Origin of the sequence: Hymenobacter sp. CRA2, assembly GCF_002007105.1 — a bacterium.
GTDB lineage: Bacteria > Bacteroidota > Bacteroidia > Cytophagales > Hymenobacteraceae > Solirubrum.
In genome coordinates, this window is sequence record NZ_MVBC01000015.1 from 103,739 (window position 1) to 125,879 (window position 22,141).

The following is a 22,141-nucleotide window of genomic DNA, read 5'->3' on the forward strand; positions in this document are numbered from 1 at the left end:
CACTGGGCCGCATAGCTGGGGCCCGAGGACTATTTTTCGCCGTAAACCACCACGGTGCCGTAGGTCAGGGCCGTGTCGCCGTCGGTGCACTGCTGGTCGATCAGCGCAAAGACGTCCTGCTTGATGGCGGCCTGCGTAGACTCGTCGGCCTGGGCCAAGGCGGCTACTACCGGCGCGGCCACCTCATTCATAAACTGCCAGTACTCCTCCTTGCTGCGGCAGCGCAGCCGGCCGGTCACGGGCGTTTCGGTCGCGTTGCGGAAGCCCGCCTCGCGTAGCAGCCCGGCCAGAAAGCCAGGCCGGCCGCAGCGGAACATGCCCGGCGCCTCGGGAGCTGGCGCCGGCAGCGGCAGGTAGCGGCCGATAGTGCTCATGATGGCCGTAATCCAGGTGTTTTCCTCGGGCACGCTCCACACGGAAGCGGCCAGGCGCCCGCCGGGCTTGAGCACGCGGAGCATTTCGCGGGCCGCCAGCCGCATATCGGGGAAGAACATGAAGCCGAAGCGGCAGCTCACGGCGTCGAACAGCTCGTCGGCGAAGGGCAGCGCGCACACGTCGCAGGCCACGGTTTCGTAGTTCCGGATGCCGCGGGCCGCTGCTTTGTCGCGGGCCACCGCCAGCATGTTTTCGGAGAGGTCCGTCAGGATGACTTTGCCGTCGCGGGCCAGGGTGGCAATGCTCAGGCCCGGCTCCCCGGTGCCGGCTGCCACGTCGAGCACCAGATCGGTGGGGCGCAGGTGCAGGTCGCGGATGATTTCCTCGCCCATGGGCCGCAGCCAGTCCATGGTAAAATCATCCCATTTGCGCCAGCCAGCCGAGAACTTATCCCAGGTAGCTTTTTGCTGTTCACGAATTTGTTCGAGTTGTGCTTCCATCGCACAGGGGTGTTTGGAGTGGGAAAGGGGGGAGGCGGAGGCAGCAAGAGAAATCCGCCCGGCGAAGTCAGCGTTGACGAAGCCGAGGCAGCTCGGAGCCCAATAGATGGGCAAGGCGCAGGTTTCCAGAAGTTAAGAGAAAATTTGGAAACCGAAATATTATCCCGGGTAGTGTCGGTTCGTCGAACGACGTGGGAAAGGTTCGTCCTGTCGAGCGCAGCCGAGACATCTCGCGTGCTGATGTCCGATAGTAACCTCAACGAGAAGAATACTATCCGGCAAGATGTCTCGACTGCGCTCGACATGACCAACTTTCCCGAATCGGCTAAAGCCAGTATGCGAGCTGCTGCATGCGTCCGACAGGGCGGGCTGGAACTCAACGAAGCAGCCAAAATGCTTGCCCACGCCAATCTTCGGTCCGACAAGCGGGCGACAACACGGCGCAGGACGTGCTGCTTGCCTGCTGCCTCCCTTAAGGTGGCAGTTCGGTGCTGAGCACCCAAACCACCCCAGGCGGCGCACAACCGCTACCGGCGCGGCGGCGTACTGCCCTACAATCATTCTGCCCGGCTGGGAAGAAATGGCGAGCCGCTTGTTGTTTCCCGCGCGGCTATTATCGTCTCGGCCTGCTCCACTCCACACCATGACCGAACTCCAACGCCTGCTCGCCGCCTACGACGACTACCAAGCCGCCGGCCGCGCCTGCGCCCTGGCCACGGTAGTGGAGGTGGAAGGCTCGGCCTACCGCCGTCCCGGCGCCCGCATGCTCGTCACCGACGACGGCCACCTGACCGGGGCCATTAGCGGCGGCTGCCTCGAGGGCGACGCCCGCCAGCGTGCCCGCCAGGCCCTGCAGCGCCGACAGCCCGCGCTGGTCACCTACGACACCTCCGACGAAGACGACCCCCGTCACGGCCTGGGCCCCGGCTGCCAGGGTGTGGTGCGTATTCTGCTGGAACCGCTGGATTTTCAGGACCCCGACAACCCGCTGGAGCTGCTGCGCGGCTTTGCCCGCCACCCCGAGCCGGCCGTGCTGGCCACCGTGTTTCGCTGCGCCGCCGGCCAGGCCACGGCCGACCTGGGCCAGCGTCTCTTGCTCATGCCCGATGGCCAAGTGCGCGGCTCCGTCCTCGACAACCTCGACCTCACCGCCCAGCTCCGCCGCGACGCCGACCAAGCCCTGCAGCAGGATCAGTCGCTGATCCGCGAGTACCCGGCCCCAAACAGCAGCACGGTGCGCGTGTTTCTGGAGGTGCTGCGCCCGCCGCTGCGCCTCACGGTGTACGGCGCCGGCAACGACGCCCAGCCGCTGGTGCGCCTCGCCGCCTCGCTCGGCTGGCACGTCACCGTTATCGACGGCCGCCCGCGCCAGGCCGCGGCGGAGCGTTTCCCCGAAGCTGCCGCCGTGCAGGTGGTACCGCTCGGGGAAGTGCCCGCCCTGCCGCTCTCCGCCGACTACGCCGTGCTGCTCACCCACAACTATGCCTACGACCTGGCCGTGCTTCAGCGCCTCCTCGGCGCGCCCACCAGCTACATCGGCCTGCTAGGTCCGCGCCAAAAGGCGGCCCGCCTGCTCGAAGAGCTGAGCCAGGAAGTGCCCGATGCGGAAGCGCGTCTGCAAGGGCGGCTCTACAGCCCTATCGGCCTGAATCTGGGTGGCGAAACGCCCGAGGAAATTGCCCTGTCCATCGTGGCCGAAATTCAGGCCGTGCGCCAGGGCCGCCCCGGGGGCATGCTCACCCGCTCCAACGACCCTATTCATGCCCGCCCCACCCACGTAGCCGCGCCCGATTCGGAAGCGGCCGGGGCAGGCAAGCAGCCGCGCTACCGCCACGTGGTGGTGACGGAGCCTAGCTGCGGCGTCTGATTACATTTCCTTAAAAATCACGGAGGCCACCCCAGCTGCATAATTATGTAGCTGGGGTGGCCTCGGTAGTTACTCTGGCGGCGGTTACACGCCCGTGAATTTTACCGTGACGATGGGCTGGGTTTCGTCGCAGCAGACGAGGTGGGGCTGGGTAGCCAGCAACGCTGCGGAGTCTTTGTACGCGAAGTCGAATTCCTGCAGAATGCTGCTGTCGAAGTCGCCCTGGCGGTTGAGCAGCTCCGAAAAGCGGTGCCGGTAAGCGTCCTTGTCCGCTTTTTTGAGCGAGTGCCAGTGCTTGAGCGTATCGGTGCGGCTGTAGCGGCGGCCGGCGCCGTGGGCGCAGCTCCACAGCGCCTGCTTGGTGCCCGCGTGCCAGCGGTTGGGCTTCACGATCAGCGAGCCACGGCTCATGGACAGCGGAATTACCACCTCGCCGTCGGCGACCAGCTGCGTGCTACCCTTGCGGTGAATCACGCCCTCCGGCCGAAACTCCAGCAGGTTGTGGCAACTATCGGCAAACGTGGTAGTACCGGCGCGCACGTAGCCGTTGCGTTGCAGGAAGTCATACGTTTTGTCAACGAATTCCCGCCGGCGGCTGGCCGCGTAGCGCAGCACCCGCTCGTACTCCTGCACGTATTCGGGCGTGGCCAGCTCGATGGGCAGAAAGTCGTGGCCGGGGTTGTGTTCGTGCAGCAGGCGCAGGTTCTCCTGGTACATGTAAATGCCCAGGTTGCGGCTGCCCGTGTGCACGATGATGTACAGGTAGTCAACCGACTCTTCCAGCGACAGAAAATGATTGCCGCCGCCCAGGCCTTCGTTGGTCATGCCGTGCACCGCCCGTTCCAGGGCCCGGTAGTGCCGGATTTTATCGAAGGGGCGCAGCACGTCGGGGCGAGGAATGCGCAGGTAGGCCACGCCGCAGCCCATATCCTTGCCCGTAACCAGCGGATAAAATACGTCGGTGGTCTGGAAGGCCACGCCTACCGGGATGGACCGCTCTGAGCAGAAATGGATATCGGGGAATACGGCAATCCGCCCGATGGTGGGGTTTTTCTCGAATGCGAGAAGGGACTGTAGCGCGTTCTGCTCCACGGCGCTACTATCCGTAAAATAGACCGTTTTCACGCTGTCTGTTTTACGAGTTAGAAAAGGAAGAAGGCGCGCCGGGAGCAGCCGCAAGAAATGCGCGCGGTATCAGGACCTCAGCAATAGGTCAGAGGCAAAGGTAGAAAATGGTAATCAGTTGATACCAACCGGTCATCTATTGTGTGTCATCCTGAGCTAAAGGCGAAGGACCTTACTACGGCTGAACGAGTCGTTAAAACGGTTGTCGTTCATTGGTGATAAGGTCCTCCGCGTGCCGCTCAGGATGACAGAAGCTAAAGGCTTCAGGTCGTTCCCGGGTAGAGGCTTATGGGTGCGCGGCCACCCACACGGTGCCGTCCTCGTACTCCTCTTTTTTCCAGATGGGCACCACTTCCTTCAGGGTGTCGATGATGTACTGGCAGGCAGCAAACGACTCGGCGCGGTGCGGGGTCGATACGGCTACCACCACGGCCACGTCGCCGATTTCCAGCGTGCCTTTGCGGTGCACCACCGCTACTTTTTGCAGCATGGGCCACCGCTCCATGGCCTGCTCGGCCACCTTGCGCAGCTGGTGCACGGCCATCTGGTCGTAGGCCTCGTAGTGCAGGCGCACCACGCGGCGCCCGGTGCTGCGGTTGCGGATGGTACCGATAAAGGAGTTGACCGCCCCGGCGCCGTCGGCCTGTACGGCGTCGAGCACGGCGGCCACGTGGATGGGCTGGTCGGTAAGTTCGATGAGCATGGGGAGGAAGGAAGAATGAGGAATGAAAAAGGAAAAAGGGTAGCAAGCTCGCCGAGCTCATCCTTCCTCACTCTCCCTTCCTCATTAAGATTTAGCCGCCGCTGACGGGCGGAATCAGGGCTATTTCGTCGCGTTCGTGCAGCGGGGCGTCGGGCTGGGCGTATTCGTTGTTGACGGCTACGGCGAGGCTGCGCAGCTCGCCCAGCGCCGGGTACGTCTGCTGCAGCCCGGCCAGCAGCTGCTGCACCGATTGGCCCTCGGGCACGGTCAGCTCCAGCTGGGGCTGGCCCACGATTTCGCGGGTGATGCCAAACAAGGCAATGGATAACTTCATGGGCACTTAACCGGAAAAGTCGGTTCTTGGGTTGCGAAAATCGGCGAAATCGAACACAATTGCCGCCTGCACGTTGTTTGGGGTGCAGCGCTGCCGCCTGGCAGCGCCTGGGCCTTTCCTCGCCATGTCTGATTTTACCCCGTCCGCGCTCTTCGACAACCACGGCCGCCCGCTGGAGTACGTGCGGCTGGCCGTAACGGACCGCTGCAACCTGCGCTGCTTCTACTGCATGCCCGAAGAGGGAATTCAGTACCTGCCCAAGCGCGAGCTGCTCAGCTACGAGGAAATGGAGCGGCTGGTAAGCATCCTGGCCGGGCTGGGCGTGCGCAAGGTGCGCCTTACCGGCGGTGAGCCGTTCGTGCGCCGTGACCTGGTGCCCTTCATGGAGCGCCTGAGTCAGATTCCCGGCATCGAGGAGCTTACGCTAACCACCAACGGCGTGCTCACCGCTCCGCACGTGCCCGCGCTGGCCCGTATGGGCGTGCGCTCGGTCAACCTCAGCCTCGACACGCTGGACCGCACCCGCTTCGCCCGCATCACGCGCCGCGACGAGCTGCCGCGCGTGCTCGACACGCTTTACGCCCTGCTGGCGGCCGATATCCGCGTCAAAATCAACGCCGTGGTGATGGACGGACAGAACACCGAGGACCTGCTGCCCCTGGCCGAGCTGACGCGCGAGCTGCCCGTGGACGTGCGCTTTATCGAGGAAATGCCCTTCAACGGCGGCTCGCACGAAGCCACGCCCGCCACCTTGCCCTGGAACCACCGCCGCATCCACGAGCATCTGGAGCAGCACTTCGGCGCGCTGGTGCCCGAGGCTGGCCGCCCCGGCGACACGGCCGCGCACTACGCCGTGGCCGGCCACCAGGGCCGTTTGGGCATCATCGCGGCGTACTCGCGCACGTTCTGCGGCTCCTGCAACCGCATTCGGCTCACGGCCGAGGGCGGCGTCAAAACCTGCCTCTATGACCAGGGCGTGCTCGACCTGCGCGCCCTGCTGCGCAGCGGCGCTACCGACGACGAGATTCGGCAGGCCCTAACGCAGGCGTTCCGCCACCGCGCCGCTAACGGCTTCGAGGCAGAGCAGCGCCGCCCCGTGCACCAGCTCAGCTTCGAGTCCATGTCGACGATTGGGGGGTAGAGCGCGCCGCTCGTATTTTGCTGGCCTAGTCCGCCTTGTCCGTCGATGAAATTCCTGGCTATACTGCTGGCCATAGCCGCTGCGCTCTACGTGCTCGTCTGCCTGCTGCTCTATTTTCAGCAGGAGCGGTTGCTGTTTTTTCCCGATAAGCTCCCGGCTGATTACCGCTTCCGCTTTCCCGGCCGCTTCGAGGAGCGGTGGGTGCGCGCCGCCGATGGTACCCGCCTGCACGGCCTGCTTTTTCAGGCCGATGAGCCGCGCAAAGGCCTGATTTTCTATCTGCACGGCAACGGCGGCGCCCTCGACAGCTGGGGCGACGTGGCACCCATCTACACCCGGCTGGGCTTCGACGTGTTCCTGCTCGATTACCGCGGCTACGGCAAAAGCGAGGGCCGCATCAGCAGCGAAGCCCAACTGCTCGGTGACGCAGACGCGGCTTACCGCCAACTGCTGCCTGAATACCCCGAAGCAAAAACCGTGGTGCTGGGCTATTCGCTCGGCACGGGGCTGGCGGCGTGGGTAGCGGCCCGCCACCACCCGGGGCTATTGATTTTGCAGGCGCCTTACTATAGCATGCAGGATATGGCCCGCAGTCATTACCCGTGGGTGCCGGGCTTTTTGGTGCGCTATCCGCTACGGACCTACCAGGTGCTGCCGCAAGTGCAGGCGCCGGTGGTGCTCTTCCACGGCGAGCAGGACGAAGTCATTTATCCCGGCTCCTCGCACAAGCTGCGGGCGCTGCTGCCGGCCACGGCGGAGCTGATTATGCTGCCCGGCGCCGGGCACAACGGCATGACCGATAATCCGCAGTACCAGCGGGCGTTGCGGCAGCTGCTCAGGGGAGAGTAGCTGCCTCGCCCATCCGTTGTCTATGCCGGCTCGACTGGTGATTTTCGGCTACCCTCGTACATTCGCCTACGGCCACCTCTTCGATCCACACCATGCCTATTCCCTCGCGCCCCGATTTTAAAGCCGCCCTGCGTACCCACGCGACCAGCCAGACCACTCCCGAGCAGTTCGACGAGCTGCTGCAGCCGCTGCTGGCGGCCTGGGAAGCCGTGTTGGCATTTCAGCCGCTGAGCACGATGCCGGTGGCGCCGCCGTGGTCGGAGCCGGCGCTGGCCTTCGAAGCAGCTTGGGCCGATACCAACTCTTTGATTGTGGCCGTACGGGTGAAGGCCGAGCACGGCACGCCCGCCCAAATCATGCTGCGCCGCGCCGGGCAGCTCGAGTACGCTTTCGGCACCAGCTACGAGCACCTGGCCGAAGCCATTCAGCAGCGCCTGAGCCGTCACCACGTCAAGCGGACCGCCAGCACCGCCCCGGCCGCTACGGACGACGCCTCGGCCGACCAATAACAGCCCGTACCTCAGCGGCGCAGCGCCAGCCCGGGCAGGGCCAGCGCTGCGCATTACTTACCCAGGCCCACCCAGCCGCGCTGCATGGCGTAGTACACCCCCGTGCCCACTACCAGCCCCACCAGGTAGCCGTAGGGAAGGCCGCTACACAGCAGCCCGACGAGCAGTGCCACCAGCAAATCGGTGCGCGAGCCGGCAATGTCGCGCACCAGGGCCGCCAGCGTCAGGGCTTCGAATAGCAGCAGCACGCCCAGAATCGGCAGGGGAAAAATCTGAACGATCTGCTGAAAGCCCTGGCTGAAAAACAGGCCCAGTACCAGAAACAGGCTGCCGTAAAGCAGCACCGAGCCGCCCGTGCGCGCCCCAAAGGCGTAGTGACCCACCAGCCCGCCCGAACCGTGGCACACCGGAAAACCGCCGAGGAAAGGGTTTACCAGGTTCATCAGCGCGTAGGTAAAGCTGATTTGGCGGATGGTGACCTGCCGCTCCGGGAAATGGTCGTGCAGCACCTGCCGGGTAGCCAGAATGGAATTGCCGAGGGAAAGGGGAATCTGCGGCAGGGCCAGCAGCACGGCGCCGGTCAGAATATCGGCGGGAACGGGTACGCGCGGCGTGGGCAGGTGCAGGCCGATGGCGCGCTGGGCCGTAGCCAGGTCGAGCTTGAATAGCAGGCCGTAAGCTACGCCGAGGCCGATAACCAGCAGGGCCGCCGGCACGCGCCGGTTGCCGAGCAGCACCACCGTAATCAGAAAGCCAGCCGCTGCCAGCGCGTAGCCGCCGAGGCCATCGGCGGGCACGTACTCTTTCAGGGCCAAGGTGGTGAGCTGCAGGGCCAGGCCGAACTGAATGCCGCGCACCACGGGCTTGGGCACCAGCCGGGCCAGGGCGTCAATCAGCCCCGTGGCCGTCAGCACCAGCATGCTCACCCCGATGGCCAGCCCGCCGCCGTAGATGACGCGGCCCGGCAGCTTTTGGGCAATGACCAGGGCCGCAAAGGCCTTGAGCGGTTGCACCGGCATGGGCAGCCCGTACCACAGCCCCGAAAACACCTGCATCAACCCGAACATGACCAGCACGCTGGCGCTATCCACGCCCGAGGCCGCGATGATGCCGATGAGCAGGGGCAAGTCGGTCCCCAGGTCGCCGAAGGCGCCGGCCAGCTCGTTGCGGTCGAAGCGGATGCGCGGGCGGGTAGGAGTAAAGGTGGTTTGCGGCATGGGTGCGTTACGGGCGTCGGTTTAGCCGCAAAGTGGCGTAACTGAGGCCGGAAATTGAGCAGGTTTACAACCTGCATGGAGCACTTGGGCGGTTTGGGAAAATATGCAGGCCGAAAGCCCGCCTGATGTTAAGCATCGGTTGCGCCTACGGCTAAACCGGCGCCAGCGGATAGCAGATAAGCCTACTCCGGCCAGGCCAGAATGCCACCGTCGAGGTTCAGCAGGTTGGTGTAGCCAAACTCCGTTTGCAGTTGGGCAATGGCCTTGGCGCTACGTGCCCCGGAGCGACAATACACTACCACTGGCTGATGGCGCGGAATGGCCCCGGCTGCGCTGCGCAAGGTGCCCAGGGGCAGCAGCGTAGCGCCGGGCAGGTGCCGCGTCTCAAACTCGGCCGGCTCGCGCACATCGAGCAGGAAGGGCGGCGCATCGGACTGCAATTGGGTGAGCAGCTCGGCGGCACTGATGCTGGCCGGGGCGGCGCAGCTCGGGTCGGCGTAATCGGCGGGCGGGGCCGAGTCGAGGGTGATTTGGCTGTACTCCGGGTGGCGGGCAAAGCGCAGGGTACGCGTCTGGAACGTCAGCGCGTCGAGCACCCACAGGCGCCCACTGAGCACGTCGCCGAGGTCGAGGATGACTTTAAGCGCCTCGGTGGCCTGGGCCGTACCAATGAGGCCGGGCAGCACGCCGAGTACGCCGGTGGCGTCGCAGTTGGGGGCTTCGGCCGGGCCGGGCGGCTGCGGAAACAGGCAACGGTAGGTGGGGCCGCCGCGGTAATTGAACACCGATACCTGCCCCTCGAACTTGTAGATGGCCCCCGATACCAAGGGCTTATCGAGCAGCACGCAGGCGTCGTTGAGCAGATAGCGGGTGGCGAAGTTGTCAGTGGCGTCTACCACCACGTCGTAGGTCGTTACCAGCTCGCGCACGTTGGCCGGCGTAACACGTACGGGATGCACCTCGCACTGCACCAACGGGTTGAGGCGCTGCACTTCGCGGGCGGCCGTGGCGGCTTTGGACTGGCCCAGGTCGGCGGGGCCGTAGAGAATCTGGCGCTGCAGGTTGCTTAGCTCCACTTGGTCGGCATCGGCAATGCCGAGGGTGCCTACGCCGGCGGCGGCCAGGTACTGCAGCACCGGGCAACCCAGCCCGCCAGCGCCCACCACCAGCACGCGGGCGGCCTGGAGTTTGAGCTGGCCGGCCTCGCCGATTTCGGTGAGCTGCAAGTGGCGGCGGTAGCGGTGACGTTCGTCGGGAGTAAGCACGGGCGGAGAAACAGGGTGACTAGGGCCGGAAGATACGGCGGGACCGAACGCGCGGCGCCCGAAGTCATCTAACTCTCCCGGGCTTCAAAAGTTGGTTTTCGCCGCATAGGTAGCAACCGAGCCGTCCCGTGCCGGTAACTATGGAGTAACCACAGCTTATTTCGCCAAGGAAAGGCAAGTCGCTGATACGCAAGGACAATGCGTGCTTCTGCCAGGAAACTTCATCTGCTCTTCATCAGCCAGTTAGGGGTTTTTGCTCGCGCATCAGCCCCCCGACAACGCCCGGCACGGCAGCCCGTACGCTATCAGCACTGCTGCCCTGAGTCGCTCAGCCTGCTCAGGCCTTTTCTACCACAACCACCGCACCGTTTCTCATGGCCGAAGCCTCCCTTCTGGACCGCAGCCGCATCGTGGCGGGCCCGGGCTTTAACCGCTGGCTGATTCCGCCCGCGGCCCTCGCCATTCACCTTGCCATTGGGCAGGCGTACGCGTTCAGCGTCTTCAAAAACCCGTTGATGTCGCTGCTCAGCCACGACGTGGACCACCCCGCGCCCGACGACTGGACGGCCGGGCAGGTCGGCTGGATTTTCTCCATTGCCATCGTGCTGCTGGGCCTCTCGGCGGCCGTGTTTGGCACCTGGCTGGAGCGGGTGGGCCCGCGCAAGGCCATGCTGGCCTCGGCGCTGTGCTTTGCCGGCGGCTTTTTCATCGGCTCCTACGGCGTGCATATTCACTCGCTGCCGCTGCTCTACTTCGGCTACGGTGTGGTGGGCGGCATCGGGCTGGGCATCGGCTACATCTCGCCGGTGAGCACGCTCATCAAGTGGTTTCCCGACCGGCCGGGCGTGGCTACCGGCATGGCCATCATGGGCTTTGGTGGCGGCGCCATGATTGCCTCGCCCTTGTCGCTGACCCTGATGAACCAATTTAAAAATGCCTCCGACAACGGTGTAGCGGCCACTTTTATCGCGCTGGGCGTTATCTACCTGCTCTTCATGCAGCTGGGCGTGTGGACCATCCGGGTGCCGGCCGAGGGCTGGCGGCCGGCCGGTTATGTGCCCGCGGCCAATCACAACGAAATGATTACGACCGGCAACGTGCTGGCTAGCCAAGCCATCAAAACGCCACAGTTCTGGCTATTGTGGGTGGTGCTGTGCATGAACGTCACGGCCGGCATCGGTATCCTCGAAACGGCCTCGCCCATGATTCAGGAAATCTTTTCCGACAAGGTATTAGGCGCGGGCCGGGGCATCACGGCCGCGGCGGCCGGCGGCTTTGTGGGCTTGCTGAGCTTGTTCAACCTGCTGGGCCGCTTTTTCTGGTCATCGGCCTCCGACAAAATCGGGCGCAAGCGCATTTACCTGATCTATTTCGGCCTGGGCATCGTGCTGTATGCCCTGCTGCCTACGCTGGGGCGCAATGCCTCGCTGGCCTTGTTTGTAGTAGCCTGCTGCCTGATTCTGAGCATGTACGGTGGGGGCTTTTCCACTATGCCGGCGTTTCTGAGCGACCTGTTTGGCAAGAAGGAGGTAGGCGCCATCCACGGGCGCGTGCTCACGGCCTGGAGCACGGCCGGCGTGCTGGGCCCGCTGCTGGTCAACTACCTGCACGAAAACGCCAAGGCGAAACAGCTGGAAGGCGCTGCTGCGTTCCAGAACGTGTTTTACACCATGGCCGGGCTGCTGGTGGTCGGCTTCATTGCCGATTTGCTGATCCGGGCCGTGAACGACAAGTACTTCGTGCACGAAACGGTGACGCGCGCCCAGGCCGAGGCCGCACCGGCGCACTAGACCGTTGATTTCCTCCAAGCTGCTTCTAAGTCATGGAACCGCAACCAAATTCTGCTCAGTCCACCGAATCTTCCTCCTCGCTCAAGGTCGCGCTGGCTTGGCTGTACGTCGGCGTCCCCCTGCTGTGGGGCGTTTCGCAGACCTTCATTAAAGCCCTGGCGCTGTTTAAGTAAGCAGGAATGGAAAAGGGAAGAATGAACAATTCAGGCCTCTGCCGGCTAGTTAACCTAGCACTCGGCTTCCCGCACTCCGGTTCTTCTTTCTTCATTCCTAATTCTTCCTCAACCTCAATGTCTGCGCCCGTATTTCTGCCGCCTACCAGCTACGAGTACGCCACCGTGCAGCGCGTGACGGCCGATGCCCGCGCCGATGCCTCCGACGTGCTGGCCGCCGAAGAGCCGTTGGAAATCCGCATCGGCTACGGGCCGGCCGGGCAGCGCGAGCACCGCACCCTGGCCGTAACCATGCGCACCCCCGGCCACGACCTGGAACTGGCCGCCGGCTTTCTGCTCACCGAGGGCCTCATCCGGCAGCGCCAAGACTTGCTGGGCCTGCTGCACTGCCCCGACGTGGAAAAGCCCGAGGAGCGCGAAAACGTGGTGCGCGCCGAGCTGGCCGCCACCGTGCCCTTGGACCTGCCGCGCCTGGAGCGGCACTTCTACACCAGTAGCAGCTGCGGCGTGTGCGGCAAAACCAGCATCGACGCCGTGCACGCGGCCGCCTGCCCGGTGCTGCCCACTGCTGGCCCGCTGGTGGCGGCCGAGGTGATTCATCAGCTGCCGGAGCGGCAGCGCGAGGCCCAGGCCGTGTTTGAGCAGACCGGCGGACTGCACGCCGCCGCGCTGTTTTCGACCACCGGGGAACTGCTGCTGCTGCGCGAAGACGTGGGCCGGCACAACGCCCTCGACAAGCTCATTGGGGCGGCACTGCTGGACGAGCAGGTGCCGCTGCACGAGCATATTTTGCTGGTCAGTGGCCGGGCCTCCTTCGAGCTGGTGCAGAAAGCGGCCGTGGCCGGCATTGCGGTGCTGGCTGCCGTGGGCGCGCCGAGCAGCCTAGCCGTGCAAGCCGCCGAGAACTTTGGCATGACGCTGCTGGGCTTCGTGCGTCAGCAGCGCTACAACATCTACTCTCACCCCTGGCGAATCGTGTAATGGGCTCCGGTCCGTTGCGCTACTTGTGCCCATGAAACTCCGCATCGAAGACAACACCCTGCGCCTGCGCCTCTCCGAGGAAGAAGTGGCGCAGTTTGCCGCCGCCGGCCGCGTGGCCGCGGTGGTGCCCCTGGCGCCCGGCCCCGAGGGCCAGCTCACCTACGCCCTGCAGCAAACCGACGATGATTCGACGGCCGCCGCGCAAACCTTGCGCGTGGCCTACACGCCCGGCGCCTTATCGGTGCTGGTGCCCAAAGCGCTGGGTCAAGCCTGGCTGGGCCCGGAGCAGATCAGCCTCACGGCTACCGTCGACATGGCCGACGGCCACGACCTACGTATACTGGTAGAGAAAGACCTCGGCTGCCGCCACTGAGTAACATCAGTAGCCGGTACTAGGCCGCTGATTTCGGCACGGGCTGGATACCCGCCGATAATTCAGCTGACGAACTTATTTCCTCCATTCACCCACGCACCCACCTAAAAACAGCCTCCCATAGTCGTCAGGCTCCTCCTCTCCGGCGAGAGGGGGCCGGGGGGTGAGGCCTCAATATGGAAAAGTCTCCCGCCCAAGACCCCAGCCAATCCGGCAAAACCCACGAGCAGCACGCCGCCAGCAACGCGCCCAAGAGCGGCGAGCGGCCCAGCCAGGGTGCTGCCCCCACCAACGACCACTACGACAACGGCGGCAAGCCCGACGCCGACAAGCGCCCCATGCACGCTCCCGATACCCTCGGGGCCAAGCACAAATACCCGGTGCTGGCCCAGCCCCCGGAGGCCTTTACCGGCCTCACCCTCGGCAAGCCCAGCAAAGTAGCCGCCGGCCTGACGGCCGTTATCAAGTCCATGGAGTTCAGCTGGAGCGAAGCCGGCCTGACGCGCGGCACGCACGCGCTCATGAAGCTCAACCAGATGGACGGATTCGACTGCTCCAGCTGCGCCTGGCCCGACCCCGACACCCACCGCTCCGTGGCCGAGTTCTGCGAGAACGGCGCCAAGTCGACCGCCTCGGATACCGACCACCGCACCATCGGGCCGGAGTTTTTCGCCCAGCACAGCGTGGCCGACCTTTCGCGCTTCACCGACCGCGACCTGAACAACGCCGGCCGCATCACGCACCCCATGGTGCTGCGCCCCGGCGCCACGCACTACGCGCCCATCAGCTGGGAAGAAGCCTTTCACTTGGTGGCCGATAACCTGAATGCGCTGAATTCGCCCGACGAGGCGGCCTTCTACACGTCCGGCAAGGTGCCCAACGAGCCGGCCTACGCCTACCAGCTGTTTGTGCGCGAGTTCGGCACCAACAACCTGCCCGACTGCTCCAACATGTGCCACGAGAGCAGCGGCGCGGCCCTCACCAACACCACCGGCCTGGGCAAGGGCTCCGTCACGCTCAACGACATCTACGAGGCGGAGGTCATCATCATCATGGGCCAGAACCCCGGCACCAACCACCCGCGCATGCTCACGGCCCTGCAAAAGGCCAAGCGCAACGGGGCCAAAATCATCAGCGTGAACCCGCTGATGGAAGCCGGGCTGAACCACTTCCGCAACCCGCAGGACTTCATGAACCCGCTGAAGGCCCTGGGCGCCCTGGTGGGCGACGGCACCCAGATAACCGACCTGTGGCTGCAGGTGAAGGTGAATGGCGACATGGCCGTGCTGCGCGGCATCATGAAGTATTTGCTCGAAGCCGAGGAGCGCAACCCCGGCCAGGTTATTGACCACGACTTCATCCGCGAGTACTCGGCCCACTACGAGGAGTTCCTTACCGAGCTGCACAACACCAGTTGGGAAGATATCGAGCAGATGAGCGGCGTGCCGCGCGAGCAGCTGCTGGAAGCGGCCAACATCCTCGGGCCGAAAAAGAAAATTATCACCTGCTGGGCCATGGGCCTCACGCAGCAGAAAAACGCCGTGTACAGCATCGGTGAAATTGTGAACCTGCACCTGATGAAGGGCGCGGTGGGCATTCCGGGCGCCGGCCTGTGCCCGGTGCGCGGCCACTCCAACGTGCAGGGCGACCGGACCATGGGCATCTGGGAGCGGCCCCACAAGGAATTCCTCGACGCGCTGGAAAACGAGTTTGACTTCCAGCCTCCGCGGGAACACGGCCTCGACTCGGTGGAAACCGCCAAGGCCATGTACGACGGCCGCATCAAGGTGTTCCTGAGCTTCGGCGGCAACTACCTCTCGGCCATGCCCGACACGGAGTTCATCGCCGAAGGCATGCGCAAGCAGAAACTCACGGCCTTCATTGCACCCAAGCTCAACCGCGGCCACCTCGTGACGGGCGAAACCTCGCTGCTGCTGCCCTGCCTAGTGCGCGCCGAAATCGATGTGCAGCGCTCGGGCAAGCAGTTCGTGACCTGCGAAAACTCCATGGGCGTGGTGGAAGCCTCGCACGGCGTGCTGCAACCCATCGAGGGGCAGGTGCTCAGCGAAACGGCCATCGTGTGCGGCATAGCTATTGCCACCCTCGGCGAAAAGACCAAGACCGATTGGGTGGAGATGATGGAGAACTACGACGTCATCCGCGACCATATCGCCCGCACCATTCCGGGCTTCGAGGACTTCAACCAGAAGGTACGCCGGCCCGGCGGCTTTTACCTGCCCAACGGCCCACGGGAGCGAAAATTCACGACCGAAAACGGCAAGGCCAACTTCACCGTCACCGAGTTCAAGAAGCACGAGCTGGCGCCCGGGCAGTTGGTCTTGTTCAGCCTGCGCAGCCACGACCAGTTCAACACCATCATCTACGACTACAACGACCGGTACCGGGGCGTGTACGGCGAGCGGCGCGTCATCTTCATGAACCCCGAGGACATGCGTGAGCGAAACATCCGCGAACGGCAGCTGGTCACCATTACCAGCCATTTCGAGGGGCAGCAGCGCTACGCCGAGCGCTTCATTGCGGTGCCCTACGACATGCCCCGCGGCAACTGCGCCGCCTACTACCCCGAGATGAACGTACTGGTGCCCGTGGCCAGCGTGGCCGACGTGAGCAACCAGCCCACTTCCAAATGGGTGGTGGTAACGGTGGCCCCGCTGCCCGAAACCCTGCCCGCCGGCACGACCACGTCGGCACGGCTGGCGGCTGTGGTATAAGTAAAATCGTCTGTCATCCTGTATCTGTCATTCGCGTTGCGGACGACAGATGCAGGATGACAGACGATCAGGAGTACTGCAAGAAAAAGCCCGCGGAAGATGCTTCCGCGGGCTTTTTTGCGAAGGTAGGGTCAGGTTTGGTTGTGGAAGAGAGGAGCGAACAAGAAGCTAGTTTTGGCGTTCGGCCAGCCAGCGCAGGCAGGCTTCGTGGTCAGCGGGGCCGCGGTACACGAGGCGGCCGTTTTTCAGGTCGCCGGCGTACACCTCGACTTCGGGCGAAGCCTGAGGCACGTACACCCGCACCGATTCGCGGCGCCCGGGCCGCACGTACGTGGCGCCCGGAGCTTCGGGCCAGGAAATTTCGTAGAACCCGGCGTTGACCAACTGCACATCAAGCATAGCTATGTTGAAATGTTTGTTGTGACAAGCATATTTTATCGCGGCAAAGTTCCAAAAGGTTTCCCGCGGCTACTACTGATTTTGTTTTTGCGACTAATACGGAGGTTCGGCGGCTGGCTTGCCCGGTAGTCGGCGGCAGCAGCTCGACTGGCGTGATTTTGGCGGCGGGGTAGTATAAAAGGCAGCTGGGGGTTGCAAACGTTTGCGCAAACCCGACATCAGCCCGAAATACGTAGCGCGCTAACAATCCGGTAGCTGCGCTACGTACAAGCCCGAAAAATCTGCGGGAGCAGCAAAAAAACCGGACAACTGAAATGGAATTCCGTACACCCCATTTGCTGCCGCAGCCTCACTTCAATTTGATGCTTCAGTTCCCGCCCCGGCGGGTACTACGCTATACCTTACATGACGCAGGAACAACTACGCCTGGCTGAGACCAAAGCCGGCACCGCGGCTTGGCAAAAATTTGGACCCTACCTGACCGAACGCCAATGGGGCACGGTTCGCGAAGACTACAGCGCTGACGGTAACGCCTGGAATTTCGTGTCGCACGACATGGCCCGCAGCTATGCTTACCGCTGGGGCGAGGAGGGCATCGGCGGCATTTCGGATGATCAGCAGCTGCTGTGCTTCGGTGTAGCCCTGTGGAACGGTACCGACCCCATGCTCAAGGAGCGCCTGTTTGGGGTAACCAACGGGCAGGGCAACCACGGCGAGGACGTGAAGGAGTGCTATTACTACTTAGATAGCACGCCCACGCACTCCTACATGAAAATGCTCTACAAGTACCCGCAGCGCCAGTTTCCCTACCAGAAGCTGCTGCAGGAAAACGCCCGCCGCTCGCGGCAGGAGCCCGAGTACGAGCTGCTCGATACCGGCGTGTTCGACAAGGACCGCTACTACGACGTGTTCGTGGAGTATGCCAAGGCCGGGCCCGACGACCTACTGATCAAAATCTCGGTGCACAACCGCGGGCCCAAAACCGCCCGCCTGCACGTGCTGCCGCAGCTCTGGTTCCGCAACACCTGGAGCTGGGGCTACGACCCGTACCGCCCCAAGCTGAGCACGCCCGCGCCCGGCGTGGTGCGCGCCGAGCACCGCGACCTGGGCGAGTACCACCTGTACTGCGACCATAACCCCGCGCTGCTCTTCTGCGACAACGACACCAACGGCGCCCTGCTCTACGAGCTGGAAGGCAAGGGGCAATACTTCAAGGATGGCATCAACAACTACGTGGTGAAGGGCGACCGGAAGGCCGTCAACAAGGCCCAGGTGGGCACTAAGGCCGCCGCGCAGTATGTGCTGTCGGTGCCGCGCGGCGGCACCAAGCACGTGTGCCTGCGCCTGAGCAAGCAGGAGCTGGCTCAGCCGTTTGCCGACTTCAAAGCCCTGTTTGCCCAGCGCCGCCACGAGGCCGACGAGTTCTTCGACTGCCTGCAGGACAAGCTGCCCGACGCCGATGCGCGCAACATCCACCGGCAGGCGCTGGCCGGCATGCTCTGGAGCAAGCAGTATTACTACTACGACATGACCCAGTGGCTCGACGGCGACCCGGGCGTGTTCACGCCGCCCGCCGAGCGCCGCAAGGGCCGCAACAACAACTGGCGCCACCTGCGCAACGCCGACATCGTGTCCATGCCCGACAAGTGGGAGTACCCCTGGTACGCGGCCTGGGATTTGGCCTTCCACTGCGTGCCGCTGGCTATGGTCGACTCGGAGTTTGCCAAAAACCAGCTGCGTCTGCTCACCCGCGACTGGTACATGCACCCAAACGGGCAGCTGCCGGCCTACGAGTGGAATTTTGCCGACGTGAACCCGCCGGTGCACGCCTGGGCCACCTGGCGCGTGTACCAGATGGACAAAAAGCTCAACGACGGGCAGGGCGACCTGCAGTTCCTGGAAACGGTGTTTCACCGCCTGATGCTGAACTTCACCTGGTGGGTGAACCGCAAGGACCGCAACGACCACAACATCTTCGAGGGCGGCTTCCTGGGCCTGGACAACATCGGCGTGTTTGACCGCTCGGCCCCGCTGCCCACGGGCGGCTACATCGAGCAGGCCGACGGTACCTCCTGGATGGCCATGTACGCGCTGAACATGATGCGCATCGCCCTGGAGCTAGCTCGGCAAAATCCCGTGTACCAGGATATTGCCGGCAAGTTCTTCGAGCACTTCCTCTACATCGCCGAGGCCATGACCAAGGCCGGCGACGGCAGCTTCAACCTCTGGGATGAGGAAGACCAGTTCTTCTACGACGTGCTGCATCTGCCTGACGACGAGCGGGTAAAACTCAAGGTGCGCAGCATCGTGGGCCTGATTCCGCTCTTCGCGGTGGAGGTGCTCGACGAAGGGCTGCTGGAGGCCATGCCGGCTTTCACGCAGCGGCTGCGCTGGCTGCTCGACAACCGCCCGCATCTGGCGGCGCTGGTGTCGCGCTGGCAGGAGCCGGGCAAGGGCGAGCGGCACTTGCTGAGCCTGCTGCGTCGCCACCGCCTGGAGAAGCTACTTATCCGCATGCTCGACGAGGCCGAATTCCTTTCTGAGCACGGCATCCGGGCCCTCTCGCGCTACCACCACGAGCAGCCCTACGTGTACAACACGCTCGATGCACAGTTCGTGGTGAAGTACGAGCCGGGCGAGTCCGAGTCCAACCTGTTCGGCGGCAACTCAAACTGGCGCGGCCCGGTGTGGTTCCCCATCAACTACCTCATCATCGAGTCGTTGCAGCGCTTTCACTTCTACTACGGCGACGCTTTCACGGTGGAGTACCCCACGGGCTCCGGCCAGTTTCTGACCCTGAACGGCGTGGCCAACGCCCTGGCCGAGCGCCTCACCCGCATCTTCCGCCGCGACGAGCAGGGCCAGCGCCCCGCCTTCGGCCAGTACGACAAGCTACAGCAGGACCCGCACTTCAAGGACTATTTGCTCTTCCACGAGTACTTCCACGGCGACGACGGCCACGGCCTCGGCGCCAGCCACCAAACCGGCTGGACTGGCCTGGTAGCACGGCTGCTGCAGCCGCTCACGCCCATTGGCGGAGCTATTGAGCGGCCGCAGCAAACCGCCGTGGCAGTGCCGTAGGTTGGTAATTCGCTACGCCAGACGGCCACGGAACTTCGGTTTCGTGGCCGTCTGGCGTTAAGTATGCCCAGCAGAAACAGACGAGGACGCCTGGGCAGGTAGGGTAGGAGCAATCCGGCGTAGGCAACGGTCGGCGAGGAAAAGGCATCTTGCACCCCGATAAGCTGCTTTTCGGCGGCGTGCATTTCCCTAGCCAACTCCGTCCTGTGCTCTATTATACCCGTCACTTAAGCTTGGTCGCCTGCTTACTGCCAGCCGCGGCCTGGGGGCAGGCGCCTACGCCGGCTGTTACCACCCACGAAACTCCCACCCGCCTCAACGACCTGGTGCACACGCGGCTGGCGCTGCGCTTCGACTACGCCAAGCGTTACGCCTATGGGCAGGAGTGGGTCACGCTGAAGCCGCACGCCTACGCCACCGACTCGCTGCAGCTCGACGCTAAAGGCATGGACATCAAGGCGGTGGCGCTGGTGCAGGGCGACGCCCGACGGCCACTCCAATACCGCTACAACGGGCAGGTGCTGCGCATCGGGCTGGGCCGCACGGTGAAGCCTGGCGAGCAGTACACCGTGTACCTCGACTACGTGGCCAAGCCCGACGAGCTGCACGCCAAGGGCAGCGCCGCCATCCGCGCCGCAAAGGGCCTGTACTTCATCAATCCCGACAGCACCGTGGCCAGCAAGCCCCGGCAGATCTGGACCCAGGGCGAGACGGAGGCCTCGTCGGTGTGGTTTCCGACCATTGACCGGCCCAACCAGAAAACCACCGCCGATATCAGCCTCACGGTGCCCGCCCGCTATGTGACGCTGAGCAACGGCCGCCTGACCGGGCAGCAAACCAACGCTGACGGTACCCGCACCGACCGGTGGCAGCAGGAACAGCCGCACGCGCCCTACCTCTTTATGCTGGCCGTGGGTGACTTCCGCATCAAGCGGGAGCAGTGGCGGGGCAAGGAAATCAGCTACTACCTGGAGCCGCAGTACGCCGCGCAGGCTCAGGCCATTTTCGGTCATACCCCCGAGATGCTGGAGTTTTTCTCCAACCGCCTCGGCGTGGAGTTTCCGTGGAGCAAGTACGCCCAGGTGGTGGTGCGCGACTACGTGTCGGGGGCCATGGAAAACACCAGCGCCTCGCTGTTCGGCGAACAGGCCCAGGCCTCAGCCCGCGAGCTGCTCGACTGGGAATACTCCGGCGTGGAGCGCGAAATTGCTCACGAGCTGTTCCACCAGTGGTTCGGCGACTACGTGACCTGCGAAAGTTGGGGCCAGCTGACGGTGAACGAGTCCTTCGCCAACTACAGCGAAATCCTCTGGGCCGAGCACAAGCTGGGCACCGACGCGGCCAGCCACCAAGCTTACCGCAGCCTGTACGCCTACCTGGCCAACCCGGCCAACTTCGCCAAGCCGCTGGTGCGCCGCGAGTATGCCGATAAGGAAGACCTGTTCGATGCGGTGACTTACCAGAAGGGCGGGCGCATCCTGCACATGCTGCGCCACGAGTTGGGCGACGCGGTGTTCTTCCGCGGCCTGAACCTCTACCTCACCCGGCAGGCCTTCGGCACCGGCGAGGCGGAGCAGCTGCGCCTCGCGTTGGAAGACGCCTCCGGCCGCGACCTGACGGGCTTTTTTCAGCAGTGGTATTACCGCCCCGGCCACCCCGTCGTCACCATCGAGTACGGCCCCTGGGATGCCAGTGCCCGCACGCAGAGCGTGACCGTGCGCCAGACGCAGCCTGGTCCCGCCTACACGTTGCCGCTGGACGTGGACGTGTACACCGGCGGCCGTGCCCAGCGCCACCGCGTAGTGCTCAGCGCGGCCAGCCAGACGTTCAGCTTCCCGGCCGCCACGCGCCCCGACCTAGTCAACCTGGATGCTGACAACGTGCTGCTCTGGCAAAAAACCGACCACAAGCCGCTCAGCGCCTTTGTCTACCAGTACGCCCACGCCCCCGGCTACCTTGATCGGCTCGAAGCCATCAAGGCCTGCCTGGCCCATGCCGACGACGCCTCGGCCCGCCAAACGCTGCTGGCCGCCCTCGGCGACAAGTATTACGCCTTGCGCTGGACAGTACTCGAAAACGTGAACCTAGTGAAGCAGCCGGCGCTGCGCAAAGCCCTGCTGCCCACCGTGCAGCGCCTCGCCACGGCCGACCCTGACCCGCACGTGCAGGCCGAAGCGCTGAAAGTGCTCAGCACCTTGAACGACAAACGCTACGCGCGCACGTTCACGGCCGCGCTCGGCAGCCGGTCGTACGCCGTGCAAGGGGCAGCGTTGCGGGCCCTGGCCGGCGTGGATTTGCCCCGCACCGTGCAGCGGGCCGCCGCATTTGAGGCCGACCACCGCGCTGCCCTTACGGAGGCACTGGTGAGCGTGTATGCCCAGGCCGGCGACCCGGCTCGGCTGCCCTTCGTCATCAAGCAGGTAGATGCTGCCGCGCCGCTGGCTCGTCTGCGTATGATGCCCGACCTCAGCCAACTGCTGGGCCGCACAACCGACGCCGGGACTTTTGCCCAGGGCGTCGACCGCATGAAGGCCATGGCCATCGAGTACAAGCCCTATGGCGTCGATAAGCCCATCCTGGAGCTGCTGCAGAAGCTGCAGACGCAGGCTAAGGGAGCCGCGCAACAGCAAACGGTGGCGCAGGCCATGCGGGATATCGAGCAGGCGAAATAGCGGCGCCCGGTGGCTGGCAACGGCTGCAGGCATTGGCAAGACTGAACAATTCAGC

The 22,141-nt window shown here is 64.2% G+C and carries 18 protein-coding genes; 11 read left to right on the top strand and 7 right to left on the bottom strand.

From position 1 onward, the window contains the following. Window positions 1-29 precede the first annotated feature (29 nt). Window positions 30-875 carry a class I SAM-dependent methyltransferase gene (locus tag B0919_RS20485; protein ID WP_078014155.1) on the bottom strand — a complete coding sequence of 282 codons (846 nt, stop codon included), beginning with the start codon at window positions 873-875 and terminating at the stop codon, window positions 30-32. Window positions 876-1,518: 643 nt separating this feature from the next. Here B0919_RS20485 and B0919_RS20490 point away from each other — a divergent pair. Then, entirely contained in the window at window positions 1,519-2,742 is a 1,224-nt protein-coding gene (locus B0919_RS20490) for an XdhC family protein (protein WP_176133153.1), read from the top strand. 84 nt (window positions 2,743-2,826) lie between these two features. Here the strand turns inward: B0919_RS20490 and B0919_RS20495 are convergent, their stop codons facing one another. The 3 genes from B0919_RS20495 to moaD all read right to left on the bottom strand — a co-directional run bounded on the left by B0919_RS20495 (window position 2,827) and on the right by moaD (window position 4,904). Then, window positions 2,827-3,867 carry an RtcB family protein gene (locus tag B0919_RS20495; protein ID WP_078014157.1) on the bottom strand — a complete coding sequence of 347 codons (1,041 nt, stop codon included), beginning with the start codon at window positions 3,865-3,867 and terminating at the stop codon, window positions 2,827-2,829. A gap of 286 nt (window positions 3,868-4,153) precedes the next feature. Continuing rightward, entirely contained in the window at window positions 4,154-4,570 is a 417-nt protein-coding gene (locus B0919_RS20500; protein WP_078014158.1) for a molybdenum cofactor biosynthesis protein MoaE, read from the bottom strand. A gap of 91 nt (window positions 4,571-4,661) precedes the next feature. Further along, window positions 4,662-4,904: a molybdopterin converting factor subunit 1 gene (gene moaD / locus B0919_RS20505; protein WP_078014159.1), complete on the bottom strand. Its 243-nt coding sequence runs from the start codon at window positions 4,902-4,904 to the stop codon at window positions 4,662-4,664. Between the two features lie 124 nt (window positions 4,905-5,028). On the opposite strand from moaD, the gene moaA reads away from it, so the two are divergent. From moaA to B0919_RS20520, 3 genes are all read left to right on the top strand, one after another. After that, window positions 5,029-6,045, top strand: coding sequence for a GTP 3',8-cyclase MoaA (gene moaA / locus B0919_RS20510; protein WP_078014160.1), 1,017 nt, complete (start codon window positions 5,029-5,031; stop codon window positions 6,043-6,045). A 45-nt stretch (window positions 6,046-6,090) separates the two neighbouring features. Beyond that, complete coding sequence (locus B0919_RS20515) at window positions 6,091-6,894, top strand: alpha/beta hydrolase (RefSeq protein WP_078014161.1); 804 nt, start codon at window positions 6,091-6,093, stop codon at window positions 6,892-6,894. A gap of 92 nt (window positions 6,895-6,986) precedes the next feature. Further along, window positions 6,987-7,403, top strand: a complete 417-nt coding sequence (locus B0919_RS20520) for a hypothetical protein (protein ID WP_078014162.1) — start codon at window positions 6,987-6,989, stop codon at window positions 7,401-7,403. A 53-nt stretch (window positions 7,404-7,456) separates the two neighbouring features. Here B0919_RS20520 and B0919_RS20525 read toward each other — a convergent pair whose 3' ends face one another. Beyond that, the gene (locus B0919_RS20525) at window positions 7,457-8,620 is read right to left on the bottom strand and encodes a putative sulfate/molybdate transporter (protein ID WP_078014163.1); all 1,164 of its coding nucleotides are present in this window, start codon (window positions 8,618-8,620) and stop codon (window positions 7,457-7,459) included. Between the two features lie 182 nt (window positions 8,621-8,802). After that, complete coding sequence (gene moeB / locus B0919_RS20530) at window positions 8,803-9,885, bottom strand: molybdopterin-synthase adenylyltransferase MoeB (protein WP_078014164.1); 1,083 nt, start codon at window positions 9,883-9,885, stop codon at window positions 8,803-8,805. Between the two features lie 374 nt (window positions 9,886-10,259). Here moeB and B0919_RS20535 point away from each other — a divergent pair, with 374 nt between their 5' ends. The 5 genes from B0919_RS20535 to B0919_RS20550 all read left to right on the top strand — a co-directional run bounded on the left by B0919_RS20535 (window position 10,260) and on the right by B0919_RS20550 (window position 15,934). Next, window positions 10,260-11,675 carry an OFA family MFS transporter gene (locus tag B0919_RS20535; protein ID WP_139362292.1) on the top strand — a complete coding sequence of 472 codons (1,416 nt, stop codon included), beginning with the start codon at window positions 10,260-10,262 and terminating at the stop codon, window positions 11,673-11,675. 32 nt (window positions 11,676-11,707) lie between these two features. After that, window positions 11,708-11,848, top strand: coding sequence for a hypothetical protein (locus B0919_RS25425; protein WP_176133154.1), 141 nt, complete (start codon window positions 11,708-11,710; stop codon window positions 11,846-11,848). A gap of 117 nt (window positions 11,849-11,965) precedes the next feature. Then, a complete protein-coding gene (fdhD, locus tag B0919_RS20540; protein WP_078014165.1) occupies window positions 11,966-12,829 on the top strand; it encodes a formate dehydrogenase accessory sulfurtransferase FdhD in 864 nt (287 codons plus the stop codon). 31 nt (window positions 12,830-12,860) lie between these two features. Continuing rightward, entirely contained in the window at window positions 12,861-13,202 is a 342-nt protein-coding gene (locus B0919_RS20545) for a DUF7009 family protein (RefSeq protein ID WP_078014166.1), read from the top strand. 176 nt (window positions 13,203-13,378) lie between these two features. Beyond that, window positions 13,379-15,934 (top strand): FdhF/YdeP family oxidoreductase, encoded by a 2,556-nt coding sequence (locus B0919_RS20550; RefSeq protein WP_078014167.1) that lies wholly within the window; start codon window positions 13,379-13,381, stop codon window positions 15,932-15,934. Window positions 15,935-16,102: 168 nt separating this feature from the next. Here B0919_RS20550 and B0919_RS20555 read toward each other — a convergent pair whose 3' ends face one another. Then, entirely contained in the window at window positions 16,103-16,333 is a 231-nt protein-coding gene (locus tag B0919_RS20555) for a hypothetical protein (protein WP_078014168.1), read from the bottom strand. A 405-nt stretch (window positions 16,334-16,738) separates the two neighbouring features. Here B0919_RS20555 and B0919_RS20560 point away from each other — a divergent pair, with 405 nt between their 5' ends. Further along, complete coding sequence (locus B0919_RS20560; RefSeq protein WP_078014169.1) at window positions 16,739-19,414, top strand: MGH1-like glycoside hydrolase domain-containing protein; 2,676 nt, start codon at window positions 16,739-16,741, stop codon at window positions 19,412-19,414. A 233-nt stretch (window positions 19,415-19,647) separates the two neighbouring features. Next, complete coding sequence (locus B0919_RS20565) at window positions 19,648-22,086, top strand: M1 family aminopeptidase (protein WP_176133155.1); 2,439 nt, start codon at window positions 19,648-19,650, stop codon at window positions 22,084-22,086. Window positions 22,087-22,141 lie beyond the last annotated feature (55 nt).